This window comes from Citrobacter sp. FP75 (assembly GCF_018342065.1).
Lineage (GTDB): Bacteria > Pseudomonadota > Gammaproteobacteria > Enterobacterales > Enterobacteriaceae > Citrobacter.
The window spans coordinates 1,398,045-1,416,479 of sequence record NZ_JAFDOE010000001.1 but is presented as its reverse complement, the minus strand read 5'-3'; the positions used below and the strand labels follow the sequence as shown (position 1 = coordinate 1,416,479).

The following is an 18,435-nucleotide window of genomic DNA, read 5'->3' as shown; positions in this document are numbered from 1 at the left end:
CTATGACATTAAGCGGCGGATATTTTCATTCATTTGTTTCTGTATCACGTTCAGCATGGCAGGCGTAATTTGCCCGGGATACCGGTCTTTGGCTATCTGGCTAAAATTCTCAGCAACCGTACACACTTTCTCGATTATCTCAGCGACGTTAACCGTAGATAATTCTGCTTCCTGCTCACCCAGCCCTGCGAGATGTTTTCTTTCAATATCCAACGCTTCTCCCAGCACATCCATTTGATGGTATCCGCCAGGCCCGTCGCAGTACGTAACATCGTAAGCCGGAGCCAGGGTCCAGTGACCTTCTGCCGACATTAAATACGCAAAGTTTTTCGGATGGTCATCCCGATTATTGAAAGCCACATTAAAAACGACGCGCTCAAACGCTTTCGCTTTCTCTCTGACATCATTGGTACAAATTTGCGTGGCGCGCAAAAAGTCCCGGTAATCAAGCGCGCCAGGTACCTGATAATTGGCACCGGTGAGCGCCGCCAGACTTTGCATTGGAATTCGCATCTCATGAGAACGGTCGAACCGGCGGGTGGCAAATGCAGCCTGTCCACCTGGCAGGCTAAAATAGGCCGTATCAGGTGTGCTGATTGCGCACTGGCGTAAGCACTCGGCATAAGTGGCTTCTATCGCACACACTTCTGCGTGTTCATATTTTGCCGGAAATTTAATTAGCCAACTCTCGGCGCCTGGAAACGGTACTGTTGTGAATTTAAGCGTGACAGTGTCACGATATAATAACGCTTTCGGCCTTGCACCTTGTGGTGATCCCCCCATCTGGAGCAGCCTTTGCAGAAACTCTCCGCCCTCACCACTCAGTACTTCCTGAACTTCGCAGGCGAGCTGGTCGAGGGGGACGTCTTCATTTGATAACTGCCGGGCGTCTGCCTGTACAGGCTGAAACGTCATTGATCCCATGGCGTTATCTCCTACCCAGCTGAGTCGCTCCAGAGGGCCAATGCGGGCGGCGTTTAATCCACGGCGCTTAAATAGCCTGTCCATCAGCAACATCCCCCAGCCATCGGGCAGTGAGTCATAGACCGGACCGGGTAATCCCAACTGATGCGCAGGAAAATCTCTGCGTAAACGTGGTCCATTCAGCGGCAGCATTAACCGGGATAGCTCCAGTCCTCTGCGTATGGCTTCTTCGCTGTATTCAAATGCGATCAACGGTCGCCCGGTTAACGCCGTAGAGGAAATGAGTTTCCCCCATAGCCATTTTTCACCCCAGCCTTCATAAAAGACATCAACTTGTTCAGGCATCCGCGTTTTTCCTTTTCACCCGCTGACGCGCAGCGCTCTTCTCATAACGTAAAATATCATCCAGACTGTCAATTTTAGGTTTGAACAGCTCTGCAAGTGCGTCGCCATAGCCTAACACCATGGCCACTTTTACCAGATTCTCAAATCCTACGTTCTTACCGGCTTCCAGATTCGATACCGTGTTGACCCCAATGCCCGAACGGGCGGCCACATCAGCTTGCGTCATCTGCTTTGCCAGTCGCTCTTTGCGTAACCGATCGCAAAGCAGTTTGACAATATCGGCGGGTGTCTGGAGGGATAAATCCATAATATTGGCCCTTATCTGTGAAAATCGACCTTTACACCCAATATTATAGAGTTAAACACAGAGTGATACAAAGTTTTGTAAGACACAATAAAAGGGAGTTAACGACGTTAAATCAATATAAGGGCCGTTATATTGGATTTATGGTGAAGAAAAATGAGGGATGTTAGTCTGTACAGATGCACACCAGATGACCGCGCTGAAGTTGGATTGCCCCCTGCCGCTTGAGTCTGGCAAGTGTATCCATAATGGTACTGCGGGAAAGCCCGGTTCGTTCCCTGATGTACTGTGCTGCAGAGATTCTTTTTCTGATCTCCTCTGGCTCTTGTTGCAGCAGTTCGAGGTGCCCCCAGACCATATCCGTTGCGCTGCGACTGGTAATGAGGCGATCGCGCTGACTCATCACCTGGATGATGTAGGCTTCAACTATCGCGACCGATTCCCATAACTGATCGCGATTCACGATCGTCATAAAATCTGTTTTCTTGACCACATGTGTCGTACAAGGACTGACGGCCTCAATATCATAAAAATTATGCCCGGTGGGGAGAAAAAATTCGGCCATCCCTAACATTATTGGGGCCTGCTGGCTTGCCAGAACAAGTCCGTCAATGCGGCGCCTGATCACAATCCTGCCTTCGGTTAGCAGCCAAATCCCGTTCTCCCCCTGAGAGTCCATGATAAAAGACCCACTGCGATATAAGGATTGGGGCTCGGAAAGTGGTAATAATGCTTTGAAAAGTCTGGCGATATTTATCGACAGAAGTTCTGCACAGCTACCAGATTGATCAGGATGATTTGTCATAGCACGCTCAAAATTATTTATTTTGTCTTTCTTTAATCATTATCCGTATAAGGGAAAAAATCAAATTGGGAAAATCCAATTTTGGATTGACTTATATTTTGAGTTTTTTGAGAAAGTCTTATTTTATACTTTTAACATATTAAAATTCTTTGCCATTAAAAAACAGTGATAATACACGCTAACAACAGGAGTTTTTATGTTACTTAACTATATAGCATTAGCGATGCTCGTCTTCGTATTTTTAATTATTTTTTATGGTGTGCTGATATTGCATGACATTCCCTATGAAATTGCCAAAAAGCGCAATCATCCACACCGGGATGCTATTCATGTTGCCGGTTGGGTCAGTCTGTTTACACTGCATGCAATCTGGCCATTTTTGTGGATATGGGCAACATTATACAGCGATAAAAATGGTTGGCATGGCCATACCCCATTCAATGATGCGGCAGAACTTACAGCGCGTATCGCTTCATTAGAGAAAACCCTTGAACAAATGGCACCCAGCAACGTGCAGGAATCGAAGGTGAATTGAACGTGGAAACATTATTAATATTAACCTACGCAGCTATTGTTTATGTCATTTTCAAAATATTTAAAGTGCCATTAAATAAATGGACGGTACCGTCGGCGGTGCTCGGTGGGATAGTTATGCTGGGCGCGTTAATTCTCACGATGAATTATAACCATCCCTACACTGAAGATGCGCAAAAACTGGTGGTCGGTATTCCTGTTGTCCCACAGGTCACGGGTGTGGTGTCTGAAGTTACGGATAAAATTAATACGCCAATCAAAAAAGGTGAGATTATTTTTAAAATCGACCCGACCCGCTATAAAGCTAAACTGGAAAAACTGGAAGCGGATATCGTCACACAAAAACATGAAGTTATGGCGCTGGAAGAAAAACGCAACAGCGCGCGTCTTCAGTTTGAGCAGGCAAAAGCTGAGCGCGATAAGTATTACAAAAATTATCAGCGCTACCAGCAAGGAAGCCGGGCTAAGGTCAACCCGTTTACCGCCAATGATATTGATACAGCTCGTCAGGATTATCTGGCACAGAATGCCGCAATGGATGCCGCCAATGCTGAATTGAACAGTATTCAAAAAGAGCTCGACAGCAGTATCAATGGTCAAAATTCGCAGATCGCCAGTTTACAGGCACAGATTGATGAGGCGCGATTTAATTATGAACAAACCATTGTTCGTGCCCCAAGCGACGGTTATGTCAGCCAGCTTTTGGTTCGTCCGGGAACGTATGCCTCGAGGCTCCCTTTTAAACCCGTGATGGTATTCATTCCTGCCCACAAAAATCAAATTGTGGCGGCTTTTCGCCAGAACTCGATTTTACGTCTTAACGTGGGCGACGACGCGGAGATTGTCTTCAATGGTTTGCCCGGACAGGTGATCACAGGAAAAGTTGTGAACGTAGCACCGGTAATCCCAACCGGGGCCTATTACGCGCAAGGAACGTTACAATCGCTGAATGTAGCGTCAGGTAGCAACAAAGTGCTCGTCAGCATCGATGTCGATGACAACCAGGCTGAACAGCAACTGCCAGATGGTGTGACTGCGCAGGTTGCCGTCTATTCCGCTCACCATTTTGAAGCTTTGTCATTGCTACGAAAAATACTTTTACGCATGACCAGCTGGATGCACTACCTCTATCTGGATCATTAATTGCGTATCCGGGCGCAACATCTGCGCCCGGATACGGCTTTTACGACTCTCAGGCAACTGACGGTTCAGGCAATCTGAAAGTCGAAACCAGCAGCGCTAACTGTTCGGCTTCTTCTTTAAGCACCTGGGTACGCGCGGCTGCGTCATCGATTAACGACGCATTCTGCTGCACGGTGCTGTCCATTTCGGTCACCGCCAGCGTGACTTCAGACACGCCTTTGCGCTGCTCTTCCCCCGCCACGCGAATTTCGCCCATCAACTGGCGTACCTGACGCACATTATTAACCAGCTCTTCCAGACGCTCGCCGGCATTGTGGATCTGCTGACTGCCGCTGCCAACATGAGAAACAGACTCATCAATCAACGCTTTGATTTCTTGCGCGGCTGTCGCACTACGTTGTGCCAGCGTGCGAACTTCAGAGGCAACAACGGCAAATCCTCTGCCCGCATCGCCCGCACGGGCGGCTTCAACGGCGGCATTCAGCGCCAGAATATTGGTCTGGAAAGCAATGCTGTCGATCACCGCGACAATTTCCACCATTCTGCCAGATGAGCCGCTGACATTATCCATGGTGGAGATAACGCCCTGCATCACATCACCGCAGCGGTTGGCCGTTTGCGCGGTATTATCAGATAGCTCGTCCGCCAGCTGCGTGTTACTCGCATTTTGATGAACGGTCGCATTTAACTGTTCCATCGCCGCTGAGCTTTCTTCCAGTGCCGCCGCCTGCTGTGTAACCCGTGAAGAGAGTTCCATATTGCTGTCAGCCAGACTAACCGCGTTATTGGCGACCACCACGCTACTGCTTCTGACGGTGATCAGAATGGCCGCAATTTTATCGACGAACAGATTAAACGCCTCGGCGATGGCTGATATCTCATCTTTGCCGCGCACATCGAGACGACGGGTAAGATCGCCCTCGCCCTGCGCAATATCATCGAGTGCACGGCGGGTATCGTCCAGACGCGAGATCAGTCGGCGAACCACCAGCCAGGATCCCACCAGCAGAACCGTCATAATCGGGATCAACACTTCCAGCACGTCCTGCATCATCACTTTAGCGAGGCCAACAATGCGCGATTCCGGCGTGACCAGACCCACAACCCAGCCGGTATCCGCCATCGGGAACAGCATCACCCGCGACGGCGCATTCAGCACGTTGTCATTTTCCAGCGTAATGCTCTTCACACCGTCTGCGACGCGAAGCGACTTCAGACCCTTCTCGACCGGAGCCAGCCATGGTGCGCTGCGAGATAGATCGCCAAATGTTTTATGTTTTTCGTTATCGGCCTGTGGGAAATACAGGATCTGCCCCTGTTTATCGACCACGAACGCATAGCCGCCGGTGCTGTTACCCTGTTGTTGCATAAAGGTGGCAACATTATCCAGACGAATATCGGTGGTCGCCACCCCGGCGAACTTGCCCGAGAGCTGGTATGGGATACTGCAGGTCACCATATTAACGCCGGAACTGGCATCCTGATAAACATCAGACCACAGGCAGCTATTCTGCGGCTGTCCTTTGGCATGCTGATACCAACTTTCATTATGATAACCACTTGAACCGTCGACGTTATAGTCATTAGAAAACACCAGTTTTCCTTCAGCATTACGCGCCCAGAAAAAGCTCCGTTTCTCCACGCCGGCGGTAAACGCTCCCGGCTCTGGCCAGATCCCGCCACCGGTAATAATCGAATGATTATCTTCACCAATCAGATGCGGTACCACGCTTTGGTACAGGGACTCATCGTTAGGCAGCACCTCGGCCAGTCGTGACAAACTGACCGTTTCGCCTTCAATGCGCGACAACACGGTACTCAGTTGGCGGGTTAAACCTTGCCCTGTCTCTTCTATCAGGGCGGTATTGATCTCAACGACGCGCGGCTGACCGCGCCAAAGCATAATGGCGACAATTACCAGGGTGGTGACGGCAAGCAACAGAATGCCGCCAATGGTTAAACGTGTAGAAATACGAGTAGGATACCAGGCCATACAAACTCCTTCTGCAAAAGGCTAACTTTTATGCAGTATCGGCACCGGAGTTTATATCTTTATAAGGTTTTCTTAAGTATTACAAAACAAATAAGTGACGTTGTCACTTATAGCAAAACCCAGCACTTTGGCTGGGTTTTAATAAGTCTTTAATCTTATTTGGATAATTCTTTTTTGATCTCTGCTTTTATTTTGCTTAATTCGCTCTGCGGATGTTTTTTGCAAAGTTCAACGGTCAATGGAACCGCAGTGGTGATCGTTTCGTTATAGTCTACGAAGTCGCCACCTTTGAAGTCCTCATCTTCGTTCAGCACCCAGAAGGCAACCGGAGCCATGGTTTGCGGGTTCAAATCAATAAATTCCTGGCAGCTCATACCTTTCGGCGTCACTTCAGTTTTGTTTGTTTCTGTTGCTGCACTGACGCTGACACTGGTTAACAGCGCGGCAACCAGAATACCTGCTGTAGAAAGGGAGAATTTATTCATTGTAGTACTCCATTTATAATATAGATAATATCTACACTTGCGCTTTAAACCGTTAATGTAGTTCGAGAAAAATAATACCCCTGCCGTCAAAATAATAAAGATTGTGGTCGTTGATATGGCTGAAATTTATATTTAAGGTGACCGATTCTGATGTTGATGGGGAAATCTCACCCACAATGTGATCGTCCCGACGAATTCAGCATATTCATACCCCGCTTCCCATGCCGTTGCACCAAATCTGAACTACGCTGCACAAATGTTGATCATTGGTTAATTAAATATCTCGTTTTTTAACAAATGAAGCCAGTAAAACGGCGGCGTAAACATGGCACGCGTCCTGCATTGTTAATCCAGTAACAGCGAAACGGTATCTGACAAAAAACTAACAGCGAGACGGTAATGACATCCAAACCTGAATTATTCGCCCGCGTAGAACACACTTTCAGCCAGCTAACGCCCAGTGAAAAGCGCGTTGCCGGTTGGTTGTTAGCACACGCTGCACAGATCCCGTTCGAAACTGCCGACGGTATTGCCAAAGCGACAGGAACCAGTGGGATTACCGTTGGGCGCTACCTGCGCAAACTGGGCTTTCGCAATCTGGAAGACGCCAAAGCCAGCCTGCGCGAACTGCCTGCAATCCCTTACCAGCCCTGGGGAATGAATGAGCGCCTCGATTCCTGGCATCAGCAACAAAGCCTGCCGGACCGGGCGCAGCAGTCGCTGCTGCTGGAAATTGACGCCATTACCCATGTTTATCAGCTGGCGCAAAGCGAGACATTTTTGCGCATAGCGCGGCAGCTGGCGCACGCGGAGGCCGTGTATATCCTCGGCATTCAGTCCACCCGAGGGATCGCCAACGCCTTTTTCAGCCATCTGGAATATCTGCGACCCAAAGTGAGTTACTCCGAAGGCCTTTCCGGTAGCTGGGTTGAGTCACTGAATTCAGGATTTAACCAGCCTTATGTGGTGATAACCGATACGCGCGCCTACTCCGCGACGTCACGACAATATTGCCGGGTCGCCAGCGAACGTCACATCCCGCTTGCGCTGATAACCGACGTCTGGTGTCCCTGGGCGAGAGACTACGCCATTGATTTACTCCAGGTGAAAACCGACACCGGACATTTCTGGGATTCGCTAGCCCCCGTCAGCTGTCTGTTCAACTTATTACTCTCCGCGGTGGTGGCGCAATTGGGCGACGCCCTCGCCGGACGTCTGCAAACCAATCGCCAACTCCAACAGCAGTTTGGTCAATTCGAACAATAAACAGGAAACGTGCTATGCCAGAGACTCCCGTACTGGTCGATCTGTCGGTGATATTTCCGTCACTGCATATCGATCTCAAATACGCCACCAGCGATAACATTACCGGCGCGCCCGTCTACCGGGAAGCGCGCTGTTTGTTACACACCGATGCTGTCACTGGGCTGGCCAAAAGCATCAGTATTGCGCAGCTGGCCGGCCTGAACCTGGTGGTGTACGACGCGTATCGCCCACAGCAGGCGCAGGCGATGCTGTGGAACGCCTGTCCCGACCCGCAGTATGTCGTGGACGTGGCGATTGGCTCCAACCATAGCCGGGGCACAGCCATTGATGTGACGCTGATGGATGAACGCGGCAATGTTCTCGATATGGGCGCCGGTTTTGATGAAATGCACGATCGTTCCCATGCCTGGCATCCTTCGGTTCCCCCATCAGCGCAGCGTAATCGACTGTTGCTTAACGCCATTATGTCAGGCGGCGGTTTTGTCGGGATCAGCAGCGAATGGTGGCATTTTGAATTACCTGACGCTGCCCGCTATCCCCTGCTTGATGACTGTATTGCGTGTTTCTCTGCACCACAAATAACAACATCACACCCCTTTTAATTCTGGAGCCCGGTTATGAAGACAACACACGCCTTAACATCGCTGTTTCGCCCCGCTCTGATAGCGCTCGCATTAGCGGCGGCCCTGCCCGCTGCGCAGGCTGCGGTGCCCAAGGATATGCTGGTGATTGGTAAAGCCGCCGACCCGCAAACGCTCGACCCTGCCGTCACGATTGATAACAACGACTGGACGGTGACCTACCCGTCTTACCAGCGTCTGGTGCAGTACAAAACCGAAGGCGACAAAGGTTCTACGGAAGTGGAAGGTGATTTAGCCAGCGGCTGGAAAGCGTCTGACGATCAGAAAGAATGGACCTTCACCCTGAAAAACGATGCCAAATTCGCCGACGGAACGCCGGTAACGGCTGATGCGGTAAAACAATCTTTTGAACGTTTGCTCAAAATTGGTCAGGGACCAGCTGAAGCATTCCCGAAAGATCTGAAGGTTGAGGCCATCGATAACACGACGGTGAAGTTTACCCTTAGCCAGCCGTTCGCGCCGTTCTTGTACACGCTGGCGAATGACGGGGCTTCGATAATCAACCCGCTCATCTTAAAAGAACATGCCGCTGACGATGCGCGCGGTTTCCTTGCCCAGAATACGGCGGGCTCGGGTCCCTTCATGTTGAAGAGCTGGCAAAAAGGACAGCAGCTGGTGCTGGTGCCTAACCCACACTGGGCGGGGCCAAAGCCAGTGTTTAAGCGCGTATCGGTAAAAATCATCGGTGAAAGCGCCTCCCGCCGTCTGCAACTGTCGCGCGGCGATATCGACATCGCCGATGCGCTGCCCGTCGACCAGCTTGCCGCTTTAAAACAAGAAGGCAAAGTCAAGGTCGCGGATTATCCGTCGCTGCGCGTGACTTACCTGTACCTGAACAACAGTAAAGCGCCGCTCAACCAGGTGGATTTACGCCGTGCCATTTCGTGGTCAACCGATTATAAGGGGATGGTGGATGGGATCCTCAGCGGCAACGGTAAGCAGATGCGCGGCCCGATCCCCGAAGGCATGTGGGGCTTTGATGAAAAAGCGATGCAGTACAGCTTTGATGAAGCCAAAGCCAAAGCCGAATGGGACAAAGTCGCGACCAAGCCTGACAGCCTGAGCTTCCTGTACTCGGATAATGATCCAAACTGGGAGCCGATTGCTCTCGCCACTCAGGCCAGTCTTGGCAAGCTGGGGATCAAAGTGAAGCTGGAGAAACTGGCGAACGCCACCATGCGTGATCGCGTCGGGAAAGGTGATTACGACATCGCCATTGGCAACTGGAGTCCGGACTTTGCTGACCCATACATGTTTATGAACTACTGGTTTGAGTCCGATAAGAAAGGCCTGCCGGGTAACCGTTCATTCTATGAAAACAGCGATGTCGATAAGCTGCTGCGCAGTGCGCTGTCAACCACTGACCAGGTTGCCAGAACCAACGATTATCAGCAGGCGCAAACTATCGTGATTGATGAAGCGGCCTACGTTTATTTATTCCAGAAAAACTACCAGCTGGCGATGAACAAAGACGTCAAAGGATTTGTGTTCAACCCGATGCTGGAACAGGTCTTTAATCTCTCCACCATGAGTAAATAATCTCACCACGTTTATGCGGAGCCGCATTGGCTCCGCAAGGGGAAGCCAATGACTTTCTGGAGCATTTTACGCCAGCGCTGCTGGGGACTTATCCTGGTGGTGGCCGGTGTTTGCGTGATCACCTTTATTATTTCGCACCTGATCCCGGGCGACCCCGCGCGGCTGCTGGCCGGCGATCGCGCCAGCGATGAAATTGTTGAAAACATTCGCCAACAGCTGGGCCTCAATCAGCCGCTGTACGTGCAATTTTTTCGCTACGTCAGCGATGTTTTTCAGGGAGATTTAGGCACGTCGATTCGTACCGGACGTCCGGTCATGGACGAGCTACGCGTCTTCTTCCCCGCCACGCTTGAGCTGGCCTTTTGCTCCCTGCTGCTGGCGCTGATTATCGGTATTCCGCTGGGGATTCTATCCGCAGTCTGGCGTAACCGCTGGCTCGATCACCTTGTGCGTCTGATGGCAATCACCGGCATTTCGACACCGGCGTTCTGGCTCGGCCTCGGGGTTATCGTGCTGTTTTATGGTCATCTGCAAATTTTGCCCGGCGGTGGACGGCTTGACGACTGGCTGGAACCACCGACGCACGTTACCGGGTTTTACCTGATAGATGCGCTGTTGGAAGGCAGTGGTGAGGTGTTTTTCAATGCGCTCCAGCACCTGATATTACCGTCCCTGACGCTGGCCTTTGTACATCTGGGGATTGTCGCCCGCCAGATCCGCTCCGCCATGCTCGAACAGCTTAGCGAAGATTATATCCGCACCGCCCGCGCCAGCGGTTTACCGGGCTGGTACATCATTTTGTGTTATGCACTGCCCAACGCGCTGATCCCCTCCATCACCGTTCTCGGCCTGGCACTGGGAGATTTGCTCTACGGCGCGGTACTCACCGAAACGGTCTTCGCGTGGCCGGGTATGGGCGCCTGGGTGGTGACATCCATTCAGGCGCTCGATTTCCCGGCGGTAATGGGATTTGCCGTGGTCGTTTCCTTTGCCTATGTGCTGGTTAACCTGGTGGTGGATTTACTCTACCTGTGGATTGACCCGCGTATCGGACGCGGAGGTACACAATGATGCTCTCGCAAGAAACGCCTGCGGCTTCGCCACCCGCCCGCCGCCGTGACTGGGCAAAACTGTTCTGGATGATTAAAGGCAGTCCGCTGACGCTGATTGGCGGGGTGATCATCGTGCTGATGCTGTTAATGATGGTGCTGTCTCCGTGGATAACGCCTTACGATCCCAACGCCATTGACCTGACCGCGCGTTTGCTGCCGCCTTCTGCCGCGCACTGGTTTGGTACCGATGAGGTGGGCCGCGATCTGTTCAGTCGTGTGCTGGTTGGCAGCCAGCAGTCGATCGTCGCCGGACTGGTGGTGGTGGGCATCGCCGGAGGAATTGGCTCGCTGGTCGGCTGTCTGTCCGGCGTGATGGGCGGACGTGCTGATGCGATTATTATGCGCATGATGGACGTGATGCTGTCGATCCCCTCGTTGGTGCTGACGATGGCGCTTGCCGCCGCGCTGGGACCCAGCCTGTTTAACGCCATGCTGGCTATCGCGATTGTGCGCATTCCTTTCTACGTGCGCCTGGCGCGTGGGCAAACCCTGGTGGTACGCCAGTTTACCTTTGTGCAGGCGGCCCGTACCTACGGTGCGTCCCGCTGGCATCTGATTAGCTGGCATATCTTACGTAATTCCTTGCCGCCGCTGATCGTACAGGCGTCGCTCGACATCGGGAGTGCGATCCTGATGGCCGCCACGCTCGGGTTTATCGGTCTTGGGGCGCAGCAACCGAGCGCGGAATGGGGAGCGATGGTGGCGATTGGTCGCAACTACGTACTTGACCAGTGGTGGTACTGCGCGTTTCCCGGCGCGGCCATTCTGATTACCGCCGTAGGTTTCAATCTCTTTGGTGACGGTATTCGTGACCTGCTGGACCCGAAAGCCGGAGGAAAACAGTCATGACCCAACCCGTACTGGAAATTGAGAATGTACACCTGAGCTTCCCGGGCTATAAAGCCGACGTCCACGCGCTGAACCACGTCTCGCTGCACATCAACCGGGGCGAGATTGTCGGTGTGGTCGGCGAATCCGGCTCCGGAAAATCCGTCACCGCCATGCTCGCCATGCGCCTGCTGCCGGAGGGCAGCTATCGCATTCACCAGGGGCGTGTTTCGCTGCTCGGTGAAGATGTGCTGAATGCCAGCGAGAAACAGATGCGCAAATGGCGCGGGGCTCGTGTGGCGATGATTTTCCAGGAGCCGATGACGGCATTCAACCCGACCCGGAGAATTGGTCAGCAAATGGTGGAGGTGATCCGCCATCATCAATCACTCAGCCGCACGGATGCCCGTCAGAAAGCCATCACGTTACTGGAAGAGATGCAAATTCCGGACGCCGCCGAGGTCATGTCGCGCTTCCCGTTTGAGCTTTCCGGCGGTATGCGCCAGCGCGTGATGATCGCGCTGGCCTTTTCCTGCGAGCCGGATCTGATCATCGCCGATGAACCAACCACCGCGCTGGATGTAACGGTGCAACTACAGGTGCTGCGCTTGCTGAAGCATAAAGCGCAGGCCAGCGGCACGGCGGTGCTGTTTATCAGCCATGATATGGCGGTGGTCTCGCAATTGTGCGACAGGTTGTACGTCATGTACGCCGGAAGCGTGATTGAAAGCGGCCCGACGCATACAGTGATTCAACACCCGACGCATCCTTATTCTATTGGCTTGCTGAAATGCGCGCCGGAACACGGAGAGCCTCGCGCACCGCTGCCCGCTATTCCGGGAACCGTACCGAACTTAACCCAATTGCCTGTTGGATGCGCATTCCGCGAACGCTGTTATGCCGCCGGTGTGCAGTGTGAGGCTGTCCCGGCGTTACGCAGCCAGGGGCTTTTAGATCAGCAGTCCGCTTGCTGGTATCCACAACTGGAGACAATCCATGACTGACATTTTATTGTCGTTACAGGATGTTCATGTCAACTTCCCTACCCGTAAAAACTGGCTTGGCAAGGTTACTGAGCGCGTGCATGCGCTCAACGGGATGGATTTACAGATCCGTCAGGGGGAAACGCTGGGCATTGTTGGCGAATCTGGCTGTGGCAAAAGTACGCTGGCGCAGTTGTTGATGGGCATGCTCAAGCCGAGTCAGGGGCAATGCGGCCGCAGCGCGGAAAAACACAGCGGCATGCAAATGGTCTTTCAGGATCCGCTCTCCTCGCTTGATCCGCGCCTACCGGTCTGGCGGATTATCACTGAACCGGTGTGGATCCAGAAACACAGCTCCGAACGTCAACGCCGCGCGCTGGCCGAAGAGCTGGCGCTACAGGTGGGCATCCGTCCAGAATATCTCGACCGTCTGCCGCACGCGTTTTCCGGCGGCCAGCGCCAGCGTATTGCTATTGCTCGAGCGTTGTCATCAGAGCCCGATGTGATTGTGCTCGATGAACCCACCTCGGCGCTGGATATTTCCGTGCAGGCGCAAATTCTCAACCTGCTGGTTGTGCTTCAGGCGCGCAGAAACCTGACCTACGTGCTGATCTCTCATAACGTATCCGTAGTGCGGCATATGAGCGACCGCGTGGCGGTAATGTACCTGGGGCAAATTGTCGAGCTGGGCAATGCGCAGCAGGTATTAACCCATCCGGAACATCCGTATACGCGTCTGTTGCTGGATTCTGTTCCCAAAACCGGCGCGCCGCTGGCGGAAGATTTGGTGCTACGTAAAACCGAATTACCGGGAAACCGGACGCTACCGCAAGGATGCTATTTCCGCGACCGCTGCCCGCTGGCGACTCAGGGATGCGAGAAGAAACAGCTATTACTAAAGAGTGAGACCGATAGCGAAGTCCGCTGCTGGCGGGTGGTTAACAGAGTCTGACCGAGTGGGCGTATGGTGCCGGGCACATCAGGCCCGGTACGCCTTTTTCAGTGAGTCCACCAACATTTCAGACGCGGTCGACAGCTTATGATGCGCAGAGCGCAGGATCCCAATACGCCGCTGGATCACCGGGCTGTCCAGTTCAATACAGGTTGCGCCAAGCTCGGTCATCTGCGTGCGGCACAGCGCGGGCACGGCGCTACCGCCTAAACCGTTCGCCACCAGGCGACCAATGGTCACCAGTTGATGACTCTCCAGCGCCACCTCCAGCGCATGACCGCTTTGCACCAGTTGTTCTTCCAGCATCAGACGCACGGCAGACGGCCGTTGCAACGTGATGAAATCCAGCGTCAGCAGCTCCTTCCATGCAATGCGTTCCCGACCCGCCAGACGACTGGTCGGCGGGACGATGGCAATAAAACGATCCATCCCGAGCGGAGTAAAATGCAGGTGTCCGGTATAGTCCGGCTCAAAGGCAATCCCCATCTCGACTCGCCCCTCACTGACCATTTCAATCACCTGCTCGTTAATCACGTCGTGCACCGTGACGTTGATACCGGAATAGGAATCACGAAACGTTTTGAGCACCGGCGGCAGCACGTTTGCGGCGAATGACGGCATGGCGGCAATCGAGATTTTACCGCGCTGCAGCGTAAAGCGCTGGCGCATCGCTTCTTCGGTATTCTCCCAGTCGGCAAGCAGCTGTCGCCCCATGGTCAACAGCGTTTCACCCTCTTGCGTCAGGGTCACCTTGCGGGTAGTTCTCAGCAGCAAAGCGCCACCCAGCGACTCTTCCAGTCCTTTTATCGCCAGGCTTAACGCGGGCTGCGACATATTCAGTCGTTCACTGGCATGCGCAAAATTCAGAGTGTGAGCTACCGCTAAAAACGCGCGTAACTGTTTGATGCTCATTCTCATTGCTCATTCCTTTAACCTATTGAATACCTTTAGTTAACATTAAATTGATAAAAAAACCCAATGAGTGAGTCACAAATTTAAAATTAACAAATCATTATTCACCCCCAATGATGTCGCCAGGGACAACTGGAGGGGCAAGTGTATGGCTGGACTGGATAAACGGGTTGCCACGTATCAACAGGCGCTGGAAGGACTGACCGACAACATGACGCTGCTGGCGGGCGGTTTTGGCTTATGCGGGATCCCTGAAAACCTGATTGCAGAAGTACGCCGTCGGGAAGTTCAGGGTCTGACCGTGGTATCAAACAACTGCGGCGTCGATGGCTTTGGTCTCGGCGTACTGCTGGAAACGCGCCAGGTACGCAAAGTGGTGGCGTCCTATGTCGGTGAAAATGCCCTGTTCGAAAAGCAGGTGCTGAACGGTGAGCTGGAAGCCATTCTGACGCCACAGGGCACGCTGGCGGAGCAGTTACGTGCAGGCGGCGCGGGGATCCCCGCCTTTTTCACCGCTACCGGATACGGCACGCCAGTCGCGCAAGGCAAAGAGGAGCGCGAATTTGCCGGGCGTCCTTACATCTTAGAGCAGGCGATCGTCGGTGATTTTGCGCTGGTCAAGGGCTGGAAAGCCGACTGGTACGGCAACGTCATCTACCGCCATACCGCGCAGAACTTTAACCCGTTAATGGCGGCTGCCGGGCGTATCACGGTGGTGGAAGTGGAAGAGATTGTGCCTCCCGGCGAGCTGGACCCCGCCGCTATTCACACCCCCGGAATTTACGTCAATCGCATTATTCAGGGTCAGTTCGAGAAACGTATTGAACAACGCACTCTACGCCAGAAAGGAGCCTGACCATGTTAACGCGTGAACAAATGGCGATGCGAGTCGCCCGCGAGCTGCGCGACGGCTATTACGTCAACCTCGGTATCGGCATCCCCACTCTGGTGGCGAACTATATCCCGGACGGCATGGACGTGATGCTGCAATCGGAAAACGGTCTACTTGGCATGGGGCCGTTCCCAACCGAAGACGAACTTGATGCCGACATGATCAACGCCGGGAAGCAAACCGTGACGGCGCGTAAAGGCGCGGCAATTTTCGACTCTGCGCAGTCCTTCGCCATGATCCGTGGCGGCCACGTCGACCTGACGGTGCTCGGCGCATTTGAGGTGGACACGAACGGCAATATCGCTTCATGGATGATCCCCGGAAAAATGGTGAAAGGCATGGGGGGCGCAATGGATCTGGTGGCCGGAGCTGAAAACATCATTGTGGTGATGACCCATGCCTCAAAGAGCGGTGAGTCCAAACTGCTGCCCGCCTGCACTCTGCCACTGACCGGTGTGGCCTGCATCAAACGTGTATTGACCGATCTGGCGCTGCTGGAAATCGCCGATGGCGCGTTCATTCTGCGCGAACGGGCGCCGGGCGTCAGCGTGGACGACATCATTGCCAGAACCGCCGGCAAGCTGATCGTTCCCGAAAATGTGCCAGAAATGCACTTTAACTGAGGATCTGACCATGCTGGATGTTGTTATTGTCGCGGCAACGCGCACCCCGATTGGCAGTTTTCATGGCGCACTGGCGTCGCTATCTGCCGTAGAGTTAGGCACAACCGTCATTCGCGCCCTGTTAGAAAAAACCGGCGTAGAACCAGAACAAATAGACGAGGTGATTTTAGGCCAGGTCCTGACTGCCGGCTGCGGCCAGAATCCAGCCAGACAAACGGCGCTACGTGCCGGTTTACCGGTAACCACGCCCGCGACAACCATCAATTTGCTGTGTGGATCGGGGCTGAAGGCGGTGCATCAGGCGGTACAGGCTATTCGCTGCGGCGATGCGGATATCGTGATTGCGGGCGGTCAGGAAAGCATGAGCAATGCGCCCTATTTTCTCGACGGCGCGCGAGCCGGCCTGCGTCTGGGTCACGCCAGCCTGAAAGACAGCGTGGTGCATGACGGACTGTGGGATGCGTTCAACGACTACCATATGGGCATTACCGCCGAAAATCTGGCGAATAAATTCGCCATCAGCCGCGAACAGCAGGACGCCTTTGCCCTGCGCTCCCAGCAAAAAGCGGCTGCCGCCATGGAAGCCGGTCGTTTTAGCGTGGAAATCACCCCGGTCAGCGTTTCGCAAGGGAAAAAATCGCCACGCGTGGTAGACCGCGATGAGCAACCCCGCTCGGATACCCAGGCAGAAAAACTGGCGCAGCTTAGACCCGCATTTCGCCCCGGCAACGGCACGGTGACGGCAGGCAATGCGTCCTCATTAAACGACGGTGCGGCGGCGGTGATGCTGATGAGCGCGACCAAAGCCGCTGAATTAAATCTTCCGGTGCTGGCAAAAATCACGGGTTATGCCGTTTCGGGGGTTGATCCGGCCATCATGGGTATTGGCCCGGTGGAGGCATCGCTGAAGTGCCTGAAGCGTGCTGGCTGGACGCTGGATGACGTGGATTTGATCGAAGCCAATGAAGCCTTTGCTGTACAGGCGCTGGCGGTCGGCGAATCGCTGAACTGGAACAGCAGCAAAGTTAACGTTAACGGCGGTGCGATTGCACTCGGTCATCCAATTGGCACATCCGGCTGCCGTATTCTGGTCACCCTGCTGCATGAAATGGCGCGGCGCAACGTCGCCAAAGGGCTGGCCACGCTGTGTGTTGGCGGCGGCCATGGCGTGGCGCTGACGGTGGAACGTCCAACAGGAGCACAACATGCAGACTAATCACATCAGCGTACTGGGGGCCGGGTTAATGGGCGTCGGCATCGCCACCCACTTCGCCCGTTATGGTCACAATGTCTGGCTGTATGACACCGATAGCGACCGCATTGCAGAAATGACGGCTGTCGCCAGCAGCATTCTGGATGAACTGATTACCGCCGAACAGTTTGCCGCCGCTGAAAAAACACCGGTACTTGGGCGACTGCATGGCACAACTTCTCTGGCGGATATCGCCGCCTCAGGATTACTGATTGAAGCGATCCCGGAACGACTCGAGCTTAAACACGCACTGTACACACAACTGGAAGCCGTGATTTCACCTGAAGCCATTATCGCCAGTAATACCAGCGGCCTGCCGCCGGATGCGCTGGCGGAAAAACTCGCGCATCCTGAGCGATTGTTGATCGCGCATTTCTGGCACCCGCCGCACTTTATCCCGCTGGTCGAAATCGTGCCGGGCACGGCAACGAAGCCGGAATATCTCAGCGAATTGCAGCAATTTCTCGTCGCCATACAGCTTGAGGCCGTCGTGCTCGACCGCGCCGCGCCGGGATTTGTCGGCAACCGTCTGCAGTTTGCCCTGCTGCGCGAAGCCCTGCATATCGTCAAGAGCGGTATTGCCAGCGCTGAAGTGGTGGACCAGGTGATGCGCGCCTCGCTTGGACGCCGCTACGCGATGGTCGGTCCGCTGGAAGCGGCGGACATGACCGGGCTTTCTACAGTGCAGGACATCTGTCGACATCTGCTACCAACGCTCGCTACCGGCAGCGACATGATGTCGCTGGTTGCTGATAAGGTTGCCCGCGGTGACACCGGCTTGCGCAGTGGTCAGGGGTTTTATCGCTGGGATGATTCGCGCAAGGAATACATCCAGCAACGCAGAGAGCATCAGCTGCGCTTTGCCCTGAAACCGTAACTTCTCTTTCTGTACCCCACTATAA

Annotated in this window: 19 protein-coding genes; 13 read left to right on the top strand and 6 right to left on the bottom strand. The window is 53.7% G+C overall.

Features of this window, described 5'->3' with window-relative positions:
- The 3 genes from JQ822_RS06895 to JQ822_RS06885 form a co-directional block, all read right to left on the bottom strand.
- Positions 1 to 1,269, bottom strand: a complete 1,269-nt coding sequence (locus JQ822_RS06895; RefSeq protein WP_213132824.1) for a type II toxin-antitoxin system HipA family toxin — start codon at positions 1,267 to 1,269, stop codon at positions 1 to 3.
- A complete protein-coding gene (locus tag JQ822_RS06890) occupies positions 1,262 to 1,576 on the bottom strand; it encodes a helix-turn-helix domain-containing protein (protein ID WP_135321811.1) in 315 nt (104 codons plus the stop codon). The genes JQ822_RS06895 and JQ822_RS06890 overlap by 8 nt, the downstream gene beginning before the upstream one ends.
- 163 nt (positions 1,577 to 1,739) lie before the next feature.
- On the bottom strand, positions 1,740 to 2,378 hold the full coding sequence (locus JQ822_RS06885; protein WP_213132823.1) for a helix-turn-helix domain-containing protein: 639 nt from the start codon (positions 2,376 to 2,378) through the stop codon (positions 1,740 to 1,742).
- Positions 2,379 to 2,574: 196 nt separating this feature from the next.
- On the opposite strand from JQ822_RS06885, the gene JQ822_RS06880 reads away from it, so the two are divergent.
- Both JQ822_RS06880 and JQ822_RS06875 read left to right on the top strand, forming a co-directional pair.
- On the top strand, positions 2,575 to 2,913 hold the full coding sequence (locus JQ822_RS06880) for a DUF3302 domain-containing protein (RefSeq protein WP_213132822.1): 339 nt from the start codon (positions 2,575 to 2,577) through the stop codon (positions 2,911 to 2,913).
- 2 nt (positions 2,914 to 2,915) lie between these two features.
- Positions 2,916 to 4,055, top strand: coding sequence for an HlyD family secretion protein (locus tag JQ822_RS06875; protein ID WP_213132821.1), 1,140 nt, complete (start codon positions 2,916 to 2,918; stop codon positions 4,053 to 4,055).
- Positions 4,056 to 4,104: 49 nt separating this feature from the next.
- Here the strand turns inward: JQ822_RS06875 and JQ822_RS06870 are convergent, their stop codons facing one another.
- Together JQ822_RS06870 and hdeB are read right to left on the bottom strand one after the other, a co-directional pair.
- Positions 4,105 to 6,048 (bottom strand): methyl-accepting chemotaxis protein, encoded by a 1,944-nt coding sequence (locus JQ822_RS06870; RefSeq protein WP_213132820.1) that lies wholly within the window; start codon positions 6,046 to 6,048, stop codon positions 4,105 to 4,107.
- Positions 6,049 to 6,203: 155 nt separating this feature from the next.
- Positions 6,204 to 6,533: an acid-activated periplasmic chaperone HdeB gene (gene hdeB / locus JQ822_RS06865; RefSeq protein WP_213132819.1), complete on the bottom strand. Its 330-nt coding sequence runs from the start codon at positions 6,531 to 6,533 to the stop codon at positions 6,204 to 6,206.
- A gap of 399 nt (positions 6,534 to 6,932) precedes the next feature.
- Between hdeB and JQ822_RS06860 the strand changes: the two genes are divergently transcribed.
- Genes JQ822_RS06860 through JQ822_RS06830 form a run of 7 tightly spaced genes read left to right on the top strand, consistent with a single transcriptional unit; the run spans position 6,933 to position 13,854 of the window.
- The gene (locus JQ822_RS06860) at positions 6,933 to 7,799 is read left to right on the top strand and encodes a MurR/RpiR family transcriptional regulator (RefSeq protein ID WP_213132818.1); all 867 of its coding nucleotides are present in this window, start codon (positions 6,933 to 6,935) and stop codon (positions 7,797 to 7,799) included.
- 14 nt (positions 7,800 to 7,813) lie between these two features.
- Positions 7,814 to 8,401 (top strand): D-alanyl-D-alanine dipeptidase, encoded by a 588-nt coding sequence (gene ddpX, locus JQ822_RS06855; RefSeq protein WP_213132817.1) that lies wholly within the window; start codon positions 7,814 to 7,816, stop codon positions 8,399 to 8,401.
- A 15-nt stretch (positions 8,402 to 8,416) separates the two neighbouring features.
- Positions 8,417 to 9,979 (top strand): ABC transporter substrate-binding protein, encoded by a 1,563-nt coding sequence (locus JQ822_RS06850; RefSeq protein ID WP_213132816.1) that lies wholly within the window; start codon positions 8,417 to 8,419, stop codon positions 9,977 to 9,979.
- Between the two features lie 48 nt (positions 9,980 to 10,027).
- On the top strand, positions 10,028 to 11,050 hold the full coding sequence (locus JQ822_RS06845; protein WP_213132815.1) for an ABC transporter permease: 1,023 nt from the start codon (positions 10,028 to 10,030) through the stop codon (positions 11,048 to 11,050).
- Positions 11,047 to 11,940: a D,D-dipeptide ABC transporter permease gene (ddpC, locus tag JQ822_RS06840; RefSeq protein ID WP_213132814.1), complete on the top strand. Its 894-nt coding sequence runs from the start codon at positions 11,047 to 11,049 to the stop codon at positions 11,938 to 11,940. The genes JQ822_RS06845 and ddpC overlap by 4 nt, the downstream gene beginning before the upstream one ends.
- Positions 11,937 to 12,923, top strand: a complete 987-nt coding sequence (locus JQ822_RS06835; protein ID WP_213132813.1) for an ABC transporter ATP-binding protein — start codon at positions 11,937 to 11,939, stop codon at positions 12,921 to 12,923. The genes ddpC and JQ822_RS06835 overlap by 4 nt, the downstream gene beginning before the upstream one ends.
- Complete coding sequence (locus JQ822_RS06830) at positions 12,916 to 13,854, top strand: ABC transporter ATP-binding protein (protein WP_213132812.1); 939 nt, start codon at positions 12,916 to 12,918, stop codon at positions 13,852 to 13,854. Before JQ822_RS06835 ends, JQ822_RS06830 begins: the two co-directional genes overlap by 8 nt.
- A gap of 27 nt (positions 13,855 to 13,881) precedes the next feature.
- Here JQ822_RS06830 and JQ822_RS06825 read toward each other — a convergent pair whose 3' ends face one another.
- Positions 13,882 to 14,772: a LysR family transcriptional regulator gene (locus JQ822_RS06825; RefSeq protein ID WP_213132811.1), complete on the bottom strand. Its 891-nt coding sequence runs from the start codon at positions 14,770 to 14,772 to the stop codon at positions 13,882 to 13,884.
- 142 nt (positions 14,773 to 14,914) lie between these two features.
- On the opposite strand from JQ822_RS06825, the gene JQ822_RS06820 reads away from it, so the two are divergent.
- The 4 genes from JQ822_RS06820 to JQ822_RS06805 are packed head-to-tail and all read left to right on the top strand — an operon-like array spanning position 14,915 to position 18,410.
- Positions 14,915 to 15,622, top strand: coding sequence for a CoA transferase subunit A (locus tag JQ822_RS06820; protein ID WP_213132810.1), 708 nt, complete (start codon positions 14,915 to 14,917; stop codon positions 15,620 to 15,622).
- Between the two features lie 2 nt (positions 15,623 to 15,624).
- Positions 15,625 to 16,281 (top strand): CoA transferase subunit B, encoded by a 657-nt coding sequence (locus JQ822_RS06815; protein WP_213132809.1) that lies wholly within the window; start codon positions 15,625 to 15,627, stop codon positions 16,279 to 16,281.
- Positions 16,282 to 16,291: 10 nt separating this feature from the next.
- Positions 16,292 to 17,497 carry an acetyl-CoA C-acetyltransferase gene (locus tag JQ822_RS06810; RefSeq protein WP_213132808.1) on the top strand — a complete coding sequence of 402 codons (1,206 nt, stop codon included), beginning with the start codon at positions 16,292 to 16,294 and terminating at the stop codon, positions 17,495 to 17,497.
- Complete coding sequence (locus JQ822_RS06805; RefSeq protein ID WP_213132807.1) at positions 17,487 to 18,410, top strand: 3-hydroxyacyl-CoA dehydrogenase family protein; 924 nt, start codon at positions 17,487 to 17,489, stop codon at positions 18,408 to 18,410. Before JQ822_RS06810 ends, JQ822_RS06805 begins: the two co-directional genes overlap by 11 nt.
- Positions 18,411 to 18,435: the final 25 nt, after the last annotated feature.

Bases quoted from the DNA above. Each gene is read 5' to 3' on its own strand.
- JQ822_RS06895 (WP_213132824.1), bottom strand. From the start codon at position 1,269: ATGCCTGAACAAGTTGATGTCTTTTATGAAGGCTGGGGTGAAAAATGG.
- JQ822_RS06890 (WP_135321811.1), bottom strand. From the start codon at position 1,576: ATGGATTTATCCCTCCAGACACCCGCCGATATTGTCAAACTGCTTTGC.
- JQ822_RS06885 (WP_213132823.1), bottom strand. From the start codon at position 2,378: ATGACAAATCATCCTGATCAATCTGGTAGCTGTGCAGAACTTCTGTCG.
- JQ822_RS06880 (WP_213132822.1), top strand. From the start codon at position 2,575: ATGTTACTTAACTATATAGCATTAGCGATGCTCGTCTTCGTATTTTTA.
- JQ822_RS06870 (WP_213132820.1), bottom strand. From the start codon at position 6,048: ATGGCCTGGTATCCTACTCGTATTTCTACACGTTTAACCATTGGCGGC.
- hdeB (WP_213132819.1), bottom strand. From the start codon at position 6,533: ATGAATAAATTCTCCCTTTCTACAGCAGGTATTCTGGTTGCCGCGCTG.
- JQ822_RS06860 (WP_213132818.1), top strand. From the start codon at position 6,933: ATGACATCCAAACCTGAATTATTCGCCCGCGTAGAACACACTTTCAGC.
- ddpX (WP_213132817.1), top strand. From the start codon at position 7,814: ATGCCAGAGACTCCCGTACTGGTCGATCTGTCGGTGATATTTCCGTCA.
- JQ822_RS06850 (WP_213132816.1), top strand. From the start codon at position 8,417: ATGAAGACAACACACGCCTTAACATCGCTGTTTCGCCCCGCTCTGATA.
- JQ822_RS06845 (WP_213132815.1), top strand. From the start codon at position 10,028: ATGACTTTCTGGAGCATTTTACGCCAGCGCTGCTGGGGACTTATCCTG.
- ddpC (WP_213132814.1), top strand. From the start codon at position 11,047: ATGATGCTCTCGCAAGAAACGCCTGCGGCTTCGCCACCCGCCCGCCGC.
- JQ822_RS06835 (WP_213132813.1), top strand. From the start codon at position 11,937: ATGACCCAACCCGTACTGGAAATTGAGAATGTACACCTGAGCTTCCCG.
- JQ822_RS06830 (WP_213132812.1), top strand. From the start codon at position 12,916: ATGACTGACATTTTATTGTCGTTACAGGATGTTCATGTCAACTTCCCT.
- JQ822_RS06825 (WP_213132811.1), bottom strand. From the start codon at position 14,772: ATGAGAATGAGCATCAAACAGTTACGCGCGTTTTTAGCGGTAGCTCAC.
- JQ822_RS06820 (WP_213132810.1), top strand. From the start codon at position 14,915: ATGGCTGGACTGGATAAACGGGTTGCCACGTATCAACAGGCGCTGGAA.
- JQ822_RS06815 (WP_213132809.1), top strand. From the start codon at position 15,625: ATGTTAACGCGTGAACAAATGGCGATGCGAGTCGCCCGCGAGCTGCGC.
- JQ822_RS06810 (WP_213132808.1), top strand. From the start codon at position 16,292: ATGCTGGATGTTGTTATTGTCGCGGCAACGCGCACCCCGATTGGCAGT.
- JQ822_RS06805 (WP_213132807.1), top strand. From the start codon at position 17,487: ATGCAGACTAATCACATCAGCGTACTGGGGGCCGGGTTAATGGGCGTC.